This is a genomic window from Enterobacter cloacae complex sp. 342H5 (assembly GCF_050030905.1).
GTDB classification, from domain to species: Bacteria; Pseudomonadota; Gammaproteobacteria; order Enterobacterales; family Enterobacteriaceae; genus Enterobacter; species Enterobacter intestinihominis.
Genome location: NZ_JBLGVB010000001.1, coordinates 3,663,963 through 3,682,055, shown reverse-complemented (window position 1 = coordinate 3,682,055; position 18,093 = coordinate 3,663,963). Strand labels below are relative to the sequence as shown.

The following is an 18,093-nucleotide window of genomic DNA, read 5'->3' as shown; positions in this document are numbered from 1 at the left end:
CATTATGAAAACGAAAGTGGCTGCCATTTATGGCAAGCAGGATGTTCGTATCCGCGAATTTGAACTGCCCGAAATAAGCGACAATGAACTGCTGGTGAGCGTAATTTCCGACAGCGTTTGTTTATCCACCTGGAAGGCAGCCAAATTAGGCAGTGAACATAAACGTGTGCCGGACGATCTGGAAAATCATCCGGTCATTACCGGACATGAATGTGCCGGGGTGATTGCTGAGGTCGGAAAAAACCTTGTCGGGAAATATAAAAAAGGTCAGCGCTTTGTTTTACAACCGGCAATGGGATTGCCAAGCGGTTATTCCGCTGGATACAGCTATGAATATTTTGGCGGCAATGCGACGTATATGATTATTCCAGAAGTCGCGATTAATCTGGGCTGCGTTTTACCTTATCACGGCTCCTATTTTGCGGCAGCTTCGCTGGCGGAACCCATGTGCTGCATTATCGGCGCGTATAACGCCAATTATCATACGACGCAATATGTCTATGAGCACCGGATGGGTGTGAAACCGGGAGGTAATATTGCGCTTCTGGCCTGCGCCGGGCCGATGGGAATTGGCGCTATTGATTATGCGATTAACGGCGGGATTCAGCCGTCGCGCGTTGTGGTGGTAGATATTGATGAGGCCCGCCTTGCGCAGGCGGAAAAACTCCTGCCGGTTGAGCTGGCGGCACAAAAGGGTATTGAGCTTATCTATGTCAATACCTCTGTACTGGAGAACCCGGCCGCTACGTTACGCGCATTAACTGACAATGTCGGCTTCGACGACGTGTTTGTCTATGCCGCGGTTCCGACGGTCATTGAACTGGCAGACGATCTTCTCGCCGAGGACGGGTGCCTGAATTTCTTCGCCGGACCAACGGACAGCAATTTCAAGGTGCCGTTTAATTTTTACAACGTCCATTACAACAGTACCCACGTGGTGGGCACCTCCGGCGGCTCGACGGAGGACATGAAAGAGGCGATTGCGCTGAGTGCGACGGGCCAGCTTCAGCCGTCGTTTATGGTGACCCACATCGGCGGCCTTGATGCGGTGCCGCATACGGTACTCAACCTGCCGGACATTCCTGGAGGCAAGAAGCTTATCTATAACGGTGTCACCATGCCGTTAACGGCCATTGCCGATTTTGCCGAAAAGGGTAAAACCGATCCGCTTTTCCGGGAGCTGGCAAGGCTTGTGGAAGAGACTCACGGCATCTGGAATGAAAAAGCAGAGCGCTATTTGCTGGCGAAGTTTGGGGTGGATATTGGGGAGGCGGCAGCATGATGTCTCTGGCATGGCCGCTCTTTCGCGTTACGGAACAGGCGGCTCTGGCCGCCTGGCCGCAAACCGGATGCGGCGATAAAAACCGAATCGACGGGCTGGCGGTAACCGCCATGCGCGAGGCGCTAAATGCGATAGCGATTCGCGGGCGTATCGTCATCGGCGAAGGTGAGATTGACCATGCGCCAATGCTGTGGATTGGTGAGGAGGTTGGAAGCGGCGTCGGCCCGGCGGTAGATATTGCCGTCGACCCCATAGAGGGCACCCGCATGGTGGCGATGGGGCAAAGCAATGCTCTGGCAGTGATGGCGTTTGCGCCTGAGGGCAGCCTGTTTCATGCCCCTGATATGTACATGAAAAAACTGGTGGTTAACGCAGCGGCCGCCGGGGCAATCAGCCTCGATCTCCCGCTGGCAGAAAACCTTCGCAACGTTGCCCGGGCGCTGGGCAAGCCGCTGGAGCATCTGCGGATGGTGACGCTGGACAAACCGCGCCTGCAAAATGCAATTGCCGAGGCGACGCAGCTGGGCGTGAAAGTGTTTGCGCTGCCCGATGGCGATGTCGCTGCCAGCGTACTGACCTGCTTACAGGATAATCCTTATGATCTGATGTACACCACAGGCGGCGCGCCGGAAGGGGTGATCTCCGCCTGCGCGGTGAAAGCGCTGGGCGGCGATATGCAGGCGGAACTGATCGATTTCTGTGAAGCGAAAGGGGAGAGTCCTGAGAACCGTCGGGTCGCCATGCAGGAGCACCGCCGCTGTGCGGAGATGAAAGTGGAAGTCAATCGTATCTATACCCTTAGCGAACTGGTAAAGGGCAATGACATCCTGTTCAGCGCGACGGGCGTGACGGGCGGCGAACTGGTTAAAGGTATTCAACAGGTTGCGAAGGGTGTGCGCACGCAAACTTTACTGATCGGCGGCGCAGATCGAACGTGTAATATAATAGACTCTCTGCATTCACGGTGATTTATCGAGATACAAATGACGACGCTGACAGAAGACGATGTGCTTGAGCAACTGGATGCTCAGAATAACCTCCTCGCATTCATGACGACGGCACAGTCTTTTTTGCTCCAGGGCATTAAATGTTTTCTGCCGTCGCTGTTTGTCGATAACGATGAAGAGATCGTGGAATATGCAGTGAAGCCGTTACTCGCCCGGAGTGGGCCGCTTGATGACATTGATGTGGCGTTACGCCTGATCTATGCGCTGGGGAAAATGGAAAAATGGCTCTACGCCGACATTACGCATTTTTCGCAGTTTTATCAGTATCTGAAAGAGCAGGATACGATCCCTGGCTTCGCCGATGACATCACCTGGGATTTTATCAGCAACGTTAATTGCATCACCCGTAACGCGACGTTATTCAGCGCGCTGGAGTCGATGAAATTTGCTGACTTTGCCGCATGGTCTGAGGTGCGCTTTACCGCAATGATCAAGACGGCGCTCACCCTGGCGGTAACGACAATTTTAAAGGAACTGACGCCGTGAAAATTGGGCTAACGGTTAACGGGCTACATGTAGAAGCACATTACCCTGATGACGAAATCGAAAATGTTCATAAGCCTTTGCTGCGGCAACTGGCGAAACTGCATTCTGCCAGCGCCAGCAAACGTACGATTGTTTTTCTCAGCGCGCCGCCCGGGACGGGCAAATCCACGTTGACCGCCTTCTGGGAATTCCTCTCTCGTCAGATGGAGGGGATGCCGCCGATCCAGACGTTGCCGATGGATGGTTTTCATCACTACAACGCGTGGCTTGAGGCCCATAACCTGCGTGCGTACAAAGGCGCGCCCGAGACCTTTGATGTCGACAGGCTTGCGCAACATCTGCGGCAGATAAAAGAAGGCGACAGTACCTGGCCGCAGTATGACCGACAAACGCACGATCCTGTCGAAGAGGCTATTGTGGTAACGGCCCCTGTCGTGATTGTTGAGGGTAACTGGCTGCTGCTTGATGACGAACGATGGCGAACGCTGATGGAATACTGCGATTTTTCATTGTTCATTCGCGCGCCCGCTGAAGCGTTACGTACGCGTCTGGTAGGGCGTAAGCTGGCCGGGGGACTCTCTCAGGCCGACGCCGACGCGTTTTATGCGCGCACCGACGGGCCAAACGTGGAGCGTGTTTTGCGTCACAGCCGTTCTGCCAATGTGGAACTGATGATGTCGGCAAATGGCGAATACCGACTCGTCTGATCTTTCGCGGCTTTCCATGGGGGCACCGTTCAACCCGCCGCGTTTTACGTGGCGGGAAGAAAAGGGATTATTCCGGAAAAATGTGATGGAGATCAGATAAAATCGCTCTTAATCTGGACAGAGATTCCTTTTATTCCCCGATTCGCTTATTCTTGCTGAAGCGTTTCAGTCGATTAAATGTTCGACAATTGACCAATCAATCGCAGTTTGTGACAGCAAGGATTCCCCTTCGGGCGTCGCTGGATTACTCTTTCAGCCACCTCAAACTCAGGGATAGCTTTGCAGGAGATCTATGACCGTACGCGTAGCGATTAATGGCTTCGGTCGCATCGGGCGCAACGTGGTTCGTGCTTTATATGAATCCGGGCGTCGTGCGGAAATCACCGTGGTGGCAATCAATGAACTGGCGGATGCTGCGGGCATGGCGCATTTGTTGAAATATGACACCAGCCACGGTCGCTTTGCCTGGGACGTTCGCCAGGAAAGGGAACAGCTGTTCGTCGGTGACGATGCCATCCGCGTGCTGCATGAGAACAGTATTAAAGAGCTGCCCTGGCGCGAATTGGGTGTGGATGTGGTGCTGGACTGTACCGGCGTGTACGGTAACCGTGAACATGGCGAAGCGCATCTGAATGCTGGCGCGAAAAAAGTGCTGTTCTCCCATCCCGGCAGTCACGACCTCGACGCCACCGTCGTGTTTGGTGTCAACCAGCACGAGCTGCAGGCTGAACACCGCATTGTCTCCAACGCCTCCTGCACCACCAACTGCATTATTCCGGTCATTAAACTGTTAGACGATGCGTATGGCATTGAATCCGGTACCGTGACCACGATTCACTCCGCCATGCACGATCAGCAGGTTATCGACGCCTACCATCCGGATTTACGACGCACTCGCGCGGCGAGCCAGTCCATCATTCCGGTGGATACGAAACTGGCTGCCGGGATCACGCGTATTTTCCCGCAGTTTAACGACCGTTTCGAAGCGATTGCCGTGCGCGTCCCGACGATAAACGTCACCGCAATCGATCTTAGCGTGACGGTGAAAAAACCGGTAAAAGCCTGTGAAGTCAACCTGTTGCTGCAAAAAGCGGCACAGGGAGCATTTCATGGTATAGTTGACTATACGGAATTACCGTTGGTCTCAGTAGATTTTAACCACGACCCGCACAGCGCCATCGTGGATGGCACGCAGACGCGAGTCAGTGGTGCGCACCTCATCAAGACGCTGGTCTGGTGTGATAACGAATGGGGCTTTGCTAACCGAATGCTCGACACCACGTTAGCCATGGCCGCAAAAGGTTTCAGGTAGAGCGCACCTTGCGCTTGCAAAACTTTAAGAATCAACGAGAGGATTCACCATGTCTGTAATTAAGATGACCGATCTGGATCTGGCAGGTAAACGCGTTTTCATCCGTGCCGATCTGAACGTACCGGTTAAAGATGGCAAAGTGACCAGCGACGCGCGTATCCGTGCATCTCTGCCAACCATTGAACTGGCTCTGAAGCAGGGCGCTAAAGTGATGGTCACCTCCCACCTGGGCCGTCCAACTGAAGGCGAGTACAACGAAGAGTTCTCTCTGCTGCCGGTTGTTAATTACCTGAAAGACAAACTGTCCAACCCGGTTCGCCTGGTGAAAGATTACCTGGACGGCGTGGAAGTTGCTGAAGGTGAGCTGGTTGTTCTGGAAAACGTTCGCTTCAACAAAGGCGAAAAGAAAGACGACGAAACCCTGTCCAAAAAATACGCTGCGCTGTGCGACGTATTCGTGATGGATGCATTCGGTACGGCTCACCGTGCGCAGGCTTCTACCCACGGTATCGGTAAATTCGCAGACGTCGCCTGTGCAGGTCCACTGCTGGCTGACGAACTGGAAGCGCTGGGTAAAGCACTGAAAGAACCTGCTCGTCCTATGGTCGCTATCGTTGGTGGTTCTAAAGTTTCTACCAAACTGACCGTTCTGGATTCTCTGTCCAAAATTGCTGACCAGCTGATCGTTGGCGGTGGTATCGCGAACACCTTCGTTGCTGCGCAAGGCCACAACGTGGGTAAATCCCTTTACGAAGCGGATCTGGTTGACGAAGCCAAACGTCTGCTGAGCACCTGTGATATCCCGGTTCCAACTGACGTTCGCGTGGCGACCGAGTTCTCCGAAACTGCTACCGCAACCCTTAAATCTGTTAATGACATCAAAGATGAAGAGCAGATTCTGGACCTGGGCGACGTTTCTGCACAGAAACTGGCTGAAATCCTGAAAAACGCAAAAACTATCCTGTGGAACGGTCCTGTCGGCGTGTTCGAATTCCCGAACTTCCGCAAAGGGACTGAAATCGTGGCTAACGCTATCGCAGACAGCGAAGCGTTCTCTATCGCAGGCGGTGGTGACACCCTGGCAGCTATCGACCTGTTCGGTATCGCTGACAAGATCTCCTACATCTCCACTGGTGGCGGCGCATTCCTCGAATTCGTGGAAGGCAAAGTCCTGCCAGCAGTAGCAATGCTCGAAGAGCGCGCTAAGAAGTAAGCCATTCAGGGGCAGGGAAACCTGCCCAATTTTCAGCGCGCTTATCAGAGCTCGCACCTTTTCTAACGGCCGAAGATACAGGACTAAGCAACATGTCTAAAATTTTTGATTTCGTAAAACCTGGCGTTATCACTGGTGATGACGTACAGAAAGTGTTCCAGGTAGCTAAAGAAAACAACTTCGCTCTGCCAGCAGTTAACTGCGTAGGTACCGACTCCATCAACGCCGTACTGGAAACCGCTGCAAAAGTTAAAGCACCGGTTATCGTTCAGTTCTCTAACGGCGGCGCTGCGTTTATCGCAGGTAAAGGCGTGAAAACTGACGTTCCTCAGGGCGCTGCTATCCTGGGTGCTATCTCTGGCGCACATCATGTTCACCAGATGGCTGAGCACTACGGTGTTCCGGTTATCCTGCACACTGACCACTGCGCGAAAAAACTGCTGCCATGGATCGACGGTCTGCTGGACGCAGGTGAAAAACACTTCGCAGCAACCGGTAAGCCACTGTTCTCTTCTCACATGATCGACCTGTCCGAAGAGTCTCTGGAAGAAAACATCGAGATCTGCTCTAAGTACCTGGCGCGTATGTCCAAAATGGGCATGACCCTGGAAATCGAACTGGGTTGCACCGGCGGTGAAGAAGACGGTGTGGACAACAGCCACATGGACGCTTCTGCTCTGTACACTCAGCCAGAAGACGTTGATTACGCTTACACCGAGCTGAGCAAAATCAGCCCACGCTTCACCATCGCAGCATCCTTCGGAAACGTGCACGGCGTGTACAAGCCAGGTAACGTGGTTCTGACCCCGACCATCCTGCGTGATTCTCAGGAATATGTGTCTAAGAAACACAACCTGCCGCACAACAGCCTGAACTTCGTCTTCCACGGCGGTTCCGGTTCTTCTGCTCAGGAAATCAAAGATTCCGTAAGCTACGGCGTAGTGAAAATGAACATCGATACCGACACCCAGTGGGCAACCTGGGACGGTATCCTGCAATACTACAAAACCAACGAAGCTTACCTGCAAGGTCAGCTGGGCAACCCGAAAGGCGAAGACCAGCCGAACAAGAAATACTACGATCCACGCGTATGGCTGCGCGCTGCCCAGACTTCTATGATTACTCGTCTGGAGCAGGCTTTCAAAGAACTGAACGCGGTTGACGTTCTGTAATTTGTACTGCTGACAGCACATCAGAAGGCCCGCAAATGCGGGCCTTTTTTTATGCTTTTTCAATATCCTGCAATACCTGATTTTGTGATCTGTTTGGCATTACCCGCTCTTTTTGTTTACCCTTTACTGACCTGCCTGTCCCCTTAAGGGATAGATTTTGTGTTTTGGTTTAGCAAAAGGAAGAATAAATGGAACAACTTGATGTTGTAGACAGCATCAATCACGCGGGTAACTGGCTGGTGCGCAACCAGGCGCTACTGCTGAGCTACGCTGTGAATATTGTTGCCGCTATTGCCATCATCATTGTCGGGATGATCGTGGCGCGTATCGTATCGAATGCGGTCAACCGGGTGATGGTTGCACGTCACATTGACGCCACGGTCGCCGATTTCCTCTCCGCGCTGGTGCGTTACGGCATCATCGCCTTTACGCTGATTGCGGCGCTGGGGCGTGTCGGCGTGCAGACGGCATCCGTCATCGCTGTGCTCGGTGCTGCCGGTCTGGCCATTGGTCTGGCATTACAGGGTTCGCTGTCGAACCTGGCGGCGGGCGTACTGCTGGTAACCTTCCGTCCGTTCCGTTCCGGTGAATACGTGGATTTAGGCGGGATCGCGGGTACCGTGTTGCAGGTACAGATTTTCTCTACCACTCTGCGTACTGTCGACGGTCGTATTGTGGTGGTACCGAACGGGAAAATCATTGCCGGCAATATCATTAACTTCTCCCGCGAGCCGGTGCGTCGTAACGAGCTGATCATCAGCGTGGCGTACGATTCCGATATCGATCAGGTGAAGTCTCTGATTACCAACATCATTGCTTCAGATGACCGTATTCTGAAGGACCGCGAGCAGACCGTTCGTCTGAATGAACTGGGCGCATCATCCATTAATTTTGTGGTGCGCATCTGGAGCAAAAGCAGCGATCTGCAAAACGTTTACTGGGATGTGCTGGAGCGCATTAAGCGTGACTTCGATGCTAACGGCATCAGCTTCCCGTACCCGCAGATGGACGTAAACGTCAAAAAAGTCAAAGAAGCAGAGTAACGTCTCCGTAGGCCCGGTAAGCATCAGCGACACCGGGCTTTTCTTTTATTAGCCTCGCTAATCCCCAATTAATATTATCCATTTCCTCTAATGTCGTTCCCGCAGTATAGTCTACCCCAGGACAACTCTGCGAGAATTACGTTATGTTATCTTACTATTTTCAAGGGCTTGCGTTAGGTGCGGCCATGATCCTTCCCCTTGGTCCACAAAATGCGTTCGTGATGAATCAGGGCATCCGCCGTCAGTACCATCTGATGATTGCCTTGCTGTGCGCGGTGAGCGATCTGCTGTTGATTTGCGCCGGGATTTTTGGCGGCAGCGCCCTGTTGATGCAGTCGCCGTGGCTGCTGGCACTGGTTACCTGGGGCGGCGTAGCGTTTCTGCTGTGGTACGGGTTTGGCGCCCTGAAAACGGCCATGAGCAGCAATCTTGAGCTGGCGAGCGCCGAAGTGATGAAGCAAGGGCGCTGGAAGATTATCGTCACCATGCTCGCCGTGACATGGCTTAACCCGCACGTTTATCTTGATACGTTCGTGGTGCTCGGCAGCCTGGGTGGACAGCTGGACGTTGAGCCCAAACGCTGGTTTGCGCTCGGTACGGTCAGCGCCTCCTTCCTCTGGTTCTTTGGTCTTGCGATCCTGGCGGCATGGCTGGCACCACGACTGCGTACCGCCAAAGCGCAGCGCATTATCAATACCCTGGTGGGGCTGGTGATGTGGTTTATTGCCTTCCAGCTGGCGAAAGAGGGCATTCATCACGTACAGGGATTGTTCAACTAAGCGTTGTCTTATGGACATCTGAACAAGACCCGCTAAGCTTGCTGGCATGAGCCCTGTTAACAGGGCACTCTTCGCAACATGGAGGAATGACAGTGAAGTTTAAGGTGATGGCCCTGGCGGCATTAGTAAGTTTAGGTGCGGTGTCGGTGCAGGCGAATGAACTGCCAAATGGCCCGCACATTGTCACTTCAGGTACGGCAAGCGTGGATGCGGTACCGGATGTTGCAACCCTGGCAATTGAAGTGAACGTGGCGGCGAAAGATGCTGCTTCCGCCAAGAAACAGGCAGACGATCGTGTTGCGCAATACCTCTCTTTCCTGGAACAGAACGGTGTCGCGAAAAAAGACATCAGCTCTGCGAACCTGCGTACTCAACCGGATTACGATTACCAGAACGGCAAAAGCATCCTGAAAGGCTATCGCGCCGTGCGTACTGTAGAAGTGACCGTGCGCCAGCTTGATAAGCTCAACGGATTGCTGGATGGTGCGCTGAAGGCAGGGCTGAACGAAATTCGTTCCGTCTCGCTGGGCGTTGCGCAACCGGAGAAGTATAAAGACGAAGCGCGTAAAGCGGCGATTGATGATGCCATTCATCAGGCACAGCAGCTGGCATCCGGCTTCAAGAGCAAGCTCGGTCCGGTTTACAGCGTGCGTTACCACGTTTCAAACTACCAGCCAAGCCCGATGGTGCGGATGATGAAAGCGGACGCCGCGCCGGTTTCTGCTCAGGAAACCTACGAGCAGCCAACCATTCAGTTCGACGATCAGGTTGATGTGGTGTTCCAGCTGGAGCCGACTGAAAAGCCAGCTCAGTAACCCGTAGGCCGGGTAAGGCGAAGCCGCCACCCGGCTTGTTTTTCAATCCTGTCTTAACACCTTATGCCCAAACGCCAGCAGCGCGTCGGTGACGTTGCGCATCATGCGGCTTTCAGGCGCAAAACGGTGCCAGTACAACATCCGGCGCTGATACAGCCCCGGAGTTAAATCAATCAGCTCACCGCTTTTCAACTCTTTCTCAATCTGCAGATGCGGGATCATGCAGCAGGTGGTTCCCTGACGTGCAAGCTGCACGAAGGCTTCGGACGAGTTAACGATATGACACGGCACGCTGCCCGGCGGCAGATCGAAGTTTTGCTGCAGGAAGGCCTGATGCATATCGTCCAGATGGTCGAACGCGACGGCAGGCGCTTTCAGCAGCGCGGCGCGGGTCACACCGTTCGGGAAATAGCGCTCGGCAAAGGCTTTTGAACCGACGAAGAGGTAATCCAGCGCGCCCAACTGATCCACCAGACAGCTTGGCAGCGCCTGAGGCTGAATACTGACGGCACCAACCACTTCGCCGCGACGCAGACGTTCCTGGGTGCGGGTTTCATCTTCAACCTGGAGATTCAGGCGGATAGGGGAGTCGGCCAGCACCGGCGCAAGGGCCGGCAGCAGCCAGGTTGCCAGACTGTCGGCGTTCACCGCCAGCGACAGCAGCAGCGGCGTGGAGCCGGTCTGTTCATCGCCCAGCCACTCATCTTCCAGCAGTTCAACCTGACGTAGCAGGGCGAGGAGCTTTTGTCCTTGCTCCGTTGGACGCGGCGGTACGGTACGCACCAGCAGCGGCTGCCCGAACATGTTTTCAAGCTGTTTGATACGCTGTGATACGGCGGACTGGGTGATACACAGCTTTTGCGCCGCGCGCTCAAAACCGCGTTCACGAATAACTGCATCAAGTGCCTGTAGTGTTCTGTAGTCCGGACGTTTCATTGCTCTGGCTGACTCCTTAATTTTGCTTAATCTGCACTATGACACAATTTTCCCTTCGTGGCAGACGAAATCCATTCGACGTGTTCTATAATGCGCCCTGAGTTTTCACACCACAGGCAAAACGATCATGACGCAGGATGAACTGAAAAAAGCAGTAGGATGGGCCGCTCTCCAGTACGTACAGCCGGGTACCATTGTCGGTGTTGGTACGGGATCGACGGCGGCGCACTTTATCGATGCGCTGGGCACGATGAAGGGGCAAATCGAGGGCGCGGTTTCGAGCTCCGATGCTTCCACGGAAAAGCTGAAAAGCCTCGGCATCACTGTTTTCGACCTCAACGAAGTGGACCGTCTGGGCATTTACGTTGATGGCGCGGATGAAATCAACGGCCACATGCAGATGATCAAAGGCGGTGGCGCGGCGCTGACCCGCGAAAAAATCATTGCCTCCGTGGCGGATAAGTTCATCTGCATCGCGGACGCCTCCAAGCAGGTCGACATTCTGGGGAGTTTCCCGCTGCCGGTCGAAGTGATCCCGATGGCGCGCAGTGCCGTGGCACGTCAACTGGTGAAGCTGGGTGGTCGTCCGGAATACCGTCAGGGTGTGGTGACCGACAACGGCAACGTGATCCTCGACGTTCACGGCCTTGAGATCCTCGATGCCATTGCGCTGGAAAATGCGATCAACGGCATTCCGGGCGTCGTGACCGTAGGGTTATTTGCCAACCGTGGCGCGGATGTGGCGCTGATCGGCACGGCTGACGGTGTAAAAACCATCGTAAAATGATCTGACGGGGGGAGCGCTCCCCCCGCTAAAAAATTTTGAAAAGCTAAATTCGGTGACTTGTGTCACGTTTTTCCGCCTCTTTTGCCGATCCTTCCGCGTTTGTAAATTTCCATAGCATTTTCCTCTGTCATTTTGCTCTGTATGACTTTTCTTCAGAGTGCCGACGCAAACGTTCATATTGCTGCAATAGTTTTTTTTGATATGTTGGCTGCACGGGATTTATATCCAGCACAACATCAGTTCAGATAAAAACAGGGTCGGGTAAATGGCAAAGGTATCACTGGAGAAAGACAAGATTAAATTCCTGCTGGTTGAAGGCGTGCACCAGAAAGCGCTCGATAGCCTTCGCGCTGCAGGTTACACCAACATCGAATTTCACAAAGGCGCGCTGGATACTGAAGAGCTGAAAGCGTCCATCCGTGATGCCCATTTCATTGGCCTGCGATCCCGTACCCAACTGACTGAAGACGTTATTGCTGCGGCGGAAAAGCTGGTGGCGATTGGCTGTTTCTGTATCGGTACCAATCAGGTTGATCTGAATGCCGCCGCAAAACGCGGTATCCCGGTTTTTAACGCCCCGTTCTCCAACACCCGTTCCGTGGCGGAGCTGGTGATTGGCGAGCTGCTGCTACTCCTTCGCGGTATTCCGGAAGCTAACGCCAAAGCGCACCGGGGCGTGTGGAATAAACTGGCCGCGGGCTCCTACGAAGCGCGTGGTAAAAAACTCGGGATTATTGGTTACGGCCACATCGGTACGCAGCTCGGTATTCTGGCGGAATCCCTTGGCATGCACGTGTTTTTCTACGATATCGAAAACAAACTGCCGCTGGGTAACGCGACGCAGGTGCAGCATCTTTCTGACCTGCTGAACATGAGTGACGTGGTCAGCCTGCACGTGCCGGAAAATGCGTCCACAAAAAACATGATGGGAGCGGAAGAGCTGGCGCTGATGAAGCCGGGCTCACTGCTGATCAACGCCGCGCGCGGTACAGTGGTCGATATTCCTGCCCTGTGCGATGCGCTGAAGCGTAAGCATCTGGCGGGTGCGGCGATTGACGTGTTCCCGACGGAACCGGCCACCAACAGCGATCCGTTCACCTCTCCACTGTGCGAGTTCGACAACGTGATCCTGACGCCGCACATCGGCGGTTCTACTCAGGAAGCGCAGGAGAATATCGGCCTGGAAGTGGCGGGCAAGCTGAGCAAATATTCCGACAACGGTTCAACGCTCTCTGCGGTGAACTTCCCGGAAGTGTCTCTGCCGCTACACGGCGGGCGTCGTCTGCTGCACATTCACGAAAACCGTCCGGGCGTGCTGACTGCTATCAACCAGATCTTTGCCGAACAGGGCGTCAACATTGCCGCGCAGTATCTGCAAACGAACGCGCAGATGGGTTATGTGGTGATTGATATTGAAGCGGATGAAGACATTGCTGAGAAAGCATTGCAGAGCATGAAGGCCATTCCGGGGACGATTCGCGCGCGTCTGCTGTACTGATAGTGCGGTCTGTGGTGTCGGGTGGCGCTTACGCTTACCCGACCTACAATGTTCGTGCGGTCTGTGTGTCGGGTGGCGCTCACGCTTACCCGACCTACAATGTTCGTGCGGTCTGTGGTGTCGGGTGGCGCTTACGCTTACCCGACCTACAATGTTCGTGCGGTCTGTGTGTCGGGTGGCGCTTACGCTTACCCGACCTACAATGTTCGTGCGGTCTGTGTGTCGGGTGGCGCTTACGCTTACCCGACCTACAATGTTCGTGCGGTCTGTGTATCGGGTGGCGCTTACGCTTACCCGACCTTCAATGTTCGTGCGGTCTGTGTGTCGGGTGGCGCTTACGCTTACCCGACCTACAATGTTCGTGAGGTCTGTGTGTCGGGTGGCGCTTACGCATACCCGACCTGCAATGTTCGTGCGGTCTGTGTGTCGGGTGGCGCTTACGCTTACCCGACCTACAATGTTCGTGAGGTCTGTGTGTCGGGTGGCGCTTACGCATACCCGACCTACAATGTTCGTGCGGTCTGTGTGTCGGGTGGCGCTTACGCTTACCCGACCTACAAAGTTCGAGGATTTATGTAGGCCGGGTAAGGCGTAGCCGCCACCCGGCTTTGTTCTACCAGGTCCAGGTTTTACTGGGCGTCACCACCGCCGGCAACGGCACATCCCATTTCTCTACGGGTAATGCCTCCACGCCCTGGCAATCATGCGCATAGCCCACCGGCTGCAATCCGTACTGCTGCCAGTTTTGTAGCGTTCTGTCGTAAAAACCACCGCCCATACCCAGGCGCTGTCCCTGCTCGTCAAACGCCACCAGCGGCGTAATCAGCACATCCAGTTCAGATAGCGGCAGCACATCGCGCACGTCGAGTTTGGGTTCGGTGATTTTCAGACGATTCACCACCAGCTCGCTGTGCGGATGGTAGTGCAGAAACAGCAGATTGCCCCGGCTAAAGGGATGCAGCACCGGCAGATAAACTTTTTTCCCGGCGCGCCAGAGCTGGTCGATAAGCGGTTGGGTATCCAGCTCACCATCAAACGAAAGAAACAAGGCGACGGTGTTTGCCATCACCACAGGCGGATAGGCCATCATACGGGCGGCGGCCTGCTGGGCAAACTGTGCCTGTTGTTCGGCGCTTAAGGCACGACGACGCTGGCGAATGAGCTGACGGATATCCTGGCGTGAAGCAGAAACTTCAGGGAATTGAGTCATGGTAGTTGGTAGAAGAAGAGAGAGGGAATCTCCGAGATGCCGCCGCAGGCTGTAACCCTTGAACCCTTGGTTCAAGGTGAATGTGTCGTCATAGTTTTAAGGCTTCTCGGACGGACCGAGCATGCTCACCAACCATGGAGCGCCACATTCTTGTGGTATGAAATATCGGCTCAGGGGACTGGCCCGCTTGCAAACATCTCAGAGAAATTTTGTCTTCACAGTTACTCTACCATAGTCAACTGAGAAGTGTTATTCAAACTTTGGTCCCGGTCTTTCAGGACTGCGACCTTGATCAAGCAATGCCTGTTCAATGGTCTGCTGGAGCATTTTAATGCGCTGCTCCATGCTTGCCGCGTAATCGCGGGTCTTCGCTTTTTCCTGAGTCAGTTCATAGCTGATGTTCAACGCGGCGATGAAAACCAGCTGCTCAGTATTTGTGACTCTAGTGCGTTCTTTTAGATCTTGCAACCGCTGATTCAAATCGTCCGCAGCCTGATTCAAAGCATCCCTTTGTTCAGGCGGACAATTCACTCGCAGTGAACGGCCAAAAATCTGGAGATCGACGGGTTGTGCAGACATGCCACCTTCCTGCTGATTGACTGCGCTGCCTTCGCTTACTGCCCCGGGGGCTGCGAAGGGGCGACACTATAGCTACCCTGATGTGAAGATACAAGCCCTTTTCTGGTATCACCAGGGTCCAAAGTGGTAGCATATCATGAATATCCTCCCTTTGATGACGAATGCGTATGTCTATACAGAACGAAATGCCTGGTTACAAGGATTTAAACCAGTTACTGAACCAGCAGGGAGTCGGTCTAACCCCTGCCGAAATGCACGGTCTGATCAGCGGCATACTGTGCGGCGGAAACAGCGACAGCTCATGGCAGCCGCTGATCCACGACCTCACCAACGAAGGGCTGGCGTTTGGCCACGAACTGGCGGAAGCGCTGCGTAAAATGCACGCCGCAACCAGCGATTCCCTGGAAGACGATGGCTTTCTTTTTCAGCTTTATCTGCCTGAAGGCGACGATGTCAGCGTCTTCGATCGCGCTGATGCGCTCGCGGGTTGGGTAAACCACTATCTGCTTGGCCTGGGCGTAACCCAGCCTAAACTGGATAAAGTGACCGGCGAAGCGGGTGAAGCGATCGACGATCTGCGTAACATCGCCCAGCTCGGCTACGATGAAGACGAAGACCAGGAAGAGCTGGAGATGTCTCTCGAAGAGATCATCGAGTACGTGCGCGTGGCGTCTCTGCTGTGCCACGACAACTTTACGCGCTCGCAGCCGACCGCGCCGGAAGTTCGCAAGCCAACATTACACTAAGAAAAATAACGCACAGGAGGGTGTCATGGTTATCTCCAGTCAAGAGTATTCTCGCCGTCGTCAGGCGCTGCTGGCAAAAATGCAGCCGGGAAGCGCTGCCCTGATTTTCGCCGCGCCGGAAGTGACGCGCAGCGCCGACAGCGAATACCCCTATCGCCAGAGCAGTGATTTCTGGTACTTCACCGGGTTTAACGAGCCGGAAGCGGTACTGGTGCTGATTAAAAGCAATGACACCCACAACCACAGCGTGATTTTCAACCGCGTGCGCGATCTGACCGCGGAAATCTGGTTTGGCCGCCGCTTAGGTCAGGAGGCGGCGCCGGAAAAACTGGGCGTGGACCGCGCGCTGGCCTACAGCGAAATCAACCAGCAGCTCTATCAACTGCTCAACGGCCTGGACGTGCTGTACCACGCGCAGGGTGAATACGCCTATGCGGATGAGATTGTTTTCACTGCGCTGGATAAGCTGCGTAAAGGCTCACGTCAGAATTTGTCTGCACCCGCGACCCTGACAGACTGGAGACCGGTAGTGCACGAGATGCGCCTGTTTAAGTCTGAAGAAGAGCTGAATGTGATGCGCCGCGCGGGCGAAATCAGCGCCCTGGCGCATACCCGCGCCATGGAAAAGTGCCGTCCCGGTATGTTCGAGTACCAGCTTGAAGGGGAAATTCACCATGAATTTAACCGTCACGGCGCGCGCTTCCCGTCCTATAACACCATCGTAGGCGGCGGGGAAAACGGCTGCATTCTGCACTACACCGAAAACGAAAGTGAACTGCGCGACGGCGATCTGGTGCTGATTGACGCCGGCTGTGAATATCAGGGTTACGCGGGCGATATCACCCGTACCTTCCCGGTGAGCGGTAAATTCACCCCAGCGCAGCGTGAAATCTATGACATCGTGCTTGAGTCTCTGGAGACCGCGCTGACGCTGTTCCGCCCGGGCACCTCCATCCAGGAGGTTACGGGCGAGGTGGTGCGCATCATGATTACCGGGCTGGTGAAGCTCGGCATTCTGAAAGACGATGTGGACACCCTTATAACCGAAAACGCCCATCGTCCGTACTTTATGCATGGCCTGAGCCACTGGCTGGGGCTGGATGTGCATGACGTGGGGGCATACGGTCCGGAACGTTCGCGCGTGCTGGAGCCAGGCATGGTGCTGACCGTTGAGCCGGGGCTGTACATCGCGCCGGATGCCGACGTGCCGGAACAGTACCGCGGGATCGGCATTCGTATTGAAGATGACATCGTCATCACCGAAACCGGTAACGAAAACCTGACCGCGACCGTGGTGAAAAAAGCCGACGACATCGAGGCGCTGATGGCGGCGGCACGCGGATGAGCGTAATCATCGTTGGCGGAGGCATGACCGGCGCTACTCTGGCGTTGGCTATTTCGCAGTTAACCCAAGGCCAGCTTCCGGTGCATCTGGTTGAGGCGGTCGCGCCGCAGGCGACCGATCATCCCGGTTTCGACGCCCGCGCTATCGCGCTGGCGCAGGGAACCTGTCAGCAGCTTGCGCGTATTGGGATCTGGCAGGCGATAGCGGATTGCGCAACGGCGATCGGCACCGTTCACGTCAGCGATCGCGGGCACGCCGGGTTTGTGACGCTGGATGCCCACGATTACCGGATCGAGGCGCTGGGGCAGGTTGTCGAGCTGCATGACGTAGGGCTGCGGCTGTTTCGTCTTTTACAGGACGCGCCTGGCGTCACGCTGCACTGTCCGGCGCGCGTCGCCAGCTTTAGCCGCCGTGACGAAGCCGTCAGCGTGACGCTGGACAACGGCACCACGCTGGAGGGGGAACTGCTGGTGGCGGCGGATGGTTCACGCTCCGCGATCGCCACGCAGTGCGGCGTCGAATTGCGCTCTGAACCCTATGGGCAGGTGGCGGTCATCGCTAACGTCTCTACGGCTGGCACGCATAACGGCAGGGCATTTGAGCGCTTCACGGAGCACGGCCCGCTGGCCATGCTGCCGATGTCGAACGGGCGCTGCTCGCTGGTGTGGTGCCATGCGCAGGACCGGGCCGATGAGGTTCTCTCCTGGTCCGACGAACGTTTTAGTTCCGAGCTGCAAAAAGCCTTCGGCTGGCGGCTTGGGCGTATCACCCAGGCCGGAAAACGCGTGGCCTATCCGCTCGCGCTGACGACCGCATCGCAGACTGTCTCCCATCGCGTCGCTCTGGTCGGCAACGCCGCGCAGACGCTGCACCCCATCGCCGGGCAAGGCTTTAACCTTGGCCTGCGCGACGTGATGAGCCTGGCTGAGCTACTGGCGCAGACGTGGAGCGAACAACAGGATTGTGGCGCATACTCAGTGCTGAGCCATTACCAGAAACGACGTCAGGCGGACAAAGCGGCGACCATTGGCGTTACCGACGGTTTAGTCCACCTGTTTGCCAATCGCTGGGCACCGCTGGTTGCGGGTCGCAACCTTGGGCTGATGGCGATGGAACTGTTCATTCCGGCACGTGACGTGCTGGCGCAGCGGACCCTGGGTTGGGTCGCGCGTTAAG

19 protein-coding genes and 1 other RNA gene are annotated in these 18,093 nt (G+C 55.1%); 16 read left to right on the top strand and 4 right to left on the bottom strand.

What is annotated here, in order from left to right:
• Positions 1-4 precede the first annotated feature (4 nt).
• The 10 genes from ACQG03_RS17570 (at position 5) to ACQG03_RS17525 (ending at position 9,816) form a co-directional block, all read left to right on the top strand.
• On the top strand, positions 5-1,282 hold the full coding sequence (locus ACQG03_RS17570; protein WP_063163571.1) for a zinc-binding dehydrogenase: 1,278 nt from the start codon (positions 5-7) through the stop codon (positions 1,280-1,282).
• Positions 1,279-2,250, top strand: a complete 972-nt coding sequence (gene glpX / locus ACQG03_RS17565; RefSeq protein WP_038416695.1) for a class II fructose-bisphosphatase — start codon at positions 1,279-1,281, stop codon at positions 2,248-2,250. Before ACQG03_RS17570 ends, glpX begins: the two co-directional genes overlap by 4 nt.
• Positions 2,251-2,265: 15 nt before the next feature.
• Positions 2,266-2,775 carry an MltR family transcriptional regulator gene (locus ACQG03_RS17560; protein WP_022649328.1) on the top strand — a complete coding sequence of 170 codons (510 nt, stop codon included), beginning with the start codon at positions 2,266-2,268 and terminating at the stop codon, positions 2,773-2,775.
• Positions 2,772-3,482, top strand: a complete 711-nt coding sequence (locus tag ACQG03_RS17555) for a nucleoside/nucleotide kinase family protein (protein WP_022649327.1) — start codon at positions 2,772-2,774, stop codon at positions 3,480-3,482. Before ACQG03_RS17560 ends, ACQG03_RS17555 begins: the two co-directional genes overlap by 4 nt.
• 292 nt (positions 3,483-3,774) lie before the next feature.
• Positions 3,775-4,794, top strand: coding sequence for an erythrose-4-phosphate dehydrogenase (gene epd, locus ACQG03_RS17550; protein WP_063163570.1), 1,020 nt, complete (start codon positions 3,775-3,777; stop codon positions 4,792-4,794).
• Between the two features lie 49 nt (positions 4,795-4,843).
• The gene (gene pgk, locus ACQG03_RS17545; protein WP_023298554.1) at positions 4,844-6,007 is read left to right on the top strand and encodes a phosphoglycerate kinase; all 1,164 of its coding nucleotides are present in this window, start codon (positions 4,844-4,846) and stop codon (positions 6,005-6,007) included.
• 92 nt (positions 6,008-6,099) lie between these two features.
• On the top strand, positions 6,100-7,179 hold the full coding sequence (gene fbaA / locus ACQG03_RS17540; RefSeq protein WP_017692704.1) for a class II fructose-bisphosphate aldolase: 1,080 nt from the start codon (positions 6,100-6,102) through the stop codon (positions 7,177-7,179).
• A gap of 188 nt (positions 7,180-7,367) precedes the next feature.
• Positions 7,368-8,222, top strand: coding sequence for a small-conductance mechanosensitive channel MscS (locus ACQG03_RS17535; protein ID WP_022649325.1), 855 nt, complete (start codon positions 7,368-7,370; stop codon positions 8,220-8,222).
• A 143-nt stretch (positions 8,223-8,365) separates the two neighbouring features.
• Complete coding sequence (argO, locus tag ACQG03_RS17530; protein WP_003860085.1) at positions 8,366-9,001, top strand: arginine exporter ArgO; 636 nt, start codon at positions 8,366-8,368, stop codon at positions 8,999-9,001.
• A 92-nt stretch (positions 9,002-9,093) separates the two neighbouring features.
• On the top strand, positions 9,094-9,816 hold the full coding sequence (locus ACQG03_RS17525) for an oxidative stress defense protein (RefSeq protein ID WP_022649323.1): 723 nt from the start codon (positions 9,094-9,096) through the stop codon (positions 9,814-9,816).
• A gap of 42 nt (positions 9,817-9,858) precedes the next feature.
• Here the strand turns inward: ACQG03_RS17525 and argP are convergent, their stop codons facing one another.
• On the bottom strand, positions 9,859-10,752 hold the full coding sequence (gene argP, locus ACQG03_RS17520) for a DNA-binding transcriptional regulator ArgP (protein WP_003860089.1): 894 nt from the start codon (positions 10,750-10,752) through the stop codon (positions 9,859-9,861).
• Between the two features lie 127 nt (positions 10,753-10,879).
• Here argP and rpiA point away from each other — a divergent pair, with 127 nt between their 5' ends.
• From rpiA to ACQG03_RS17505, 3 genes are all read left to right on the top strand, one after another.
• The gene (rpiA, locus tag ACQG03_RS17515) at positions 10,880-11,539 is read left to right on the top strand and encodes a ribose-5-phosphate isomerase RpiA (RefSeq protein ID WP_022649322.1); all 660 of its coding nucleotides are present in this window, start codon (positions 10,880-10,882) and stop codon (positions 11,537-11,539) included.
• A gap of 265 nt (positions 11,540-11,804) precedes the next feature.
• On the top strand, positions 11,805-13,037 hold the full coding sequence (serA, locus tag ACQG03_RS17510; RefSeq protein ID WP_022649321.1) for a phosphoglycerate dehydrogenase: 1,233 nt from the start codon (positions 11,805-11,807) through the stop codon (positions 13,035-13,037).
• A gap of 99 nt (positions 13,038-13,136) precedes the next feature.
• A complete protein-coding gene (locus tag ACQG03_RS17505) occupies positions 13,137-13,616 on the top strand; it encodes a hypothetical protein (protein ID WP_139153955.1) in 480 nt (159 codons plus the stop codon).
• Positions 13,617-13,650: 34 nt separating this feature from the next.
• Here the strand turns inward: ACQG03_RS17505 and ACQG03_RS17500 are convergent, their stop codons facing one another.
• From ACQG03_RS17500 to zapA, 3 genes are all read right to left on the bottom strand, one after another.
• Positions 13,651-14,247, bottom strand: a complete 597-nt coding sequence (locus tag ACQG03_RS17500; protein WP_022649320.1) for a 5-formyltetrahydrofolate cyclo-ligase — start codon at positions 14,245-14,247, stop codon at positions 13,651-13,653.
• A gap of 24 nt (positions 14,248-14,271) precedes the next feature.
• Positions 14,272-14,455: non-coding RNA, 6S RNA (gene ssrS / locus ACQG03_RS17495), on the bottom strand.
• A gap of 41 nt (positions 14,456-14,496) precedes the next feature.
• A complete protein-coding gene (gene zapA, locus ACQG03_RS17490) occupies positions 14,497-14,826 on the bottom strand; it encodes a cell division protein ZapA (RefSeq protein WP_003860096.1) in 330 nt (109 codons plus the stop codon).
• A 167-nt stretch (positions 14,827-14,993) separates the two neighbouring features.
• On the opposite strand from zapA, the gene ACQG03_RS17485 reads away from it, so the two are divergent.
• Genes ACQG03_RS17485 through ubiH form a run of 3 tightly spaced genes read left to right on the top strand, consistent with a single transcriptional unit; the run spans position 14,994 to position 18,092 of the window.
• Complete coding sequence (locus ACQG03_RS17485; RefSeq protein WP_003860099.1) at positions 14,994-15,572, top strand: YecA family protein; 579 nt, start codon at positions 14,994-14,996, stop codon at positions 15,570-15,572.
• Positions 15,573-15,603: 31 nt separating this feature from the next.
• A complete protein-coding gene (gene pepP, locus ACQG03_RS17480; RefSeq protein WP_139153956.1) occupies positions 15,604-16,917 on the top strand; it encodes a Xaa-Pro aminopeptidase in 1,314 nt (437 codons plus the stop codon).
• Entirely contained in the window at positions 16,914-18,092 is a 1,179-nt protein-coding gene (gene ubiH, locus ACQG03_RS17475) for a 2-octaprenyl-6-methoxyphenyl hydroxylase (RefSeq protein WP_048966711.1), read from the top strand. The genes pepP and ubiH overlap by 4 nt, the downstream gene beginning before the upstream one ends.
• Position 18,093 lies beyond the last annotated feature (1 nt).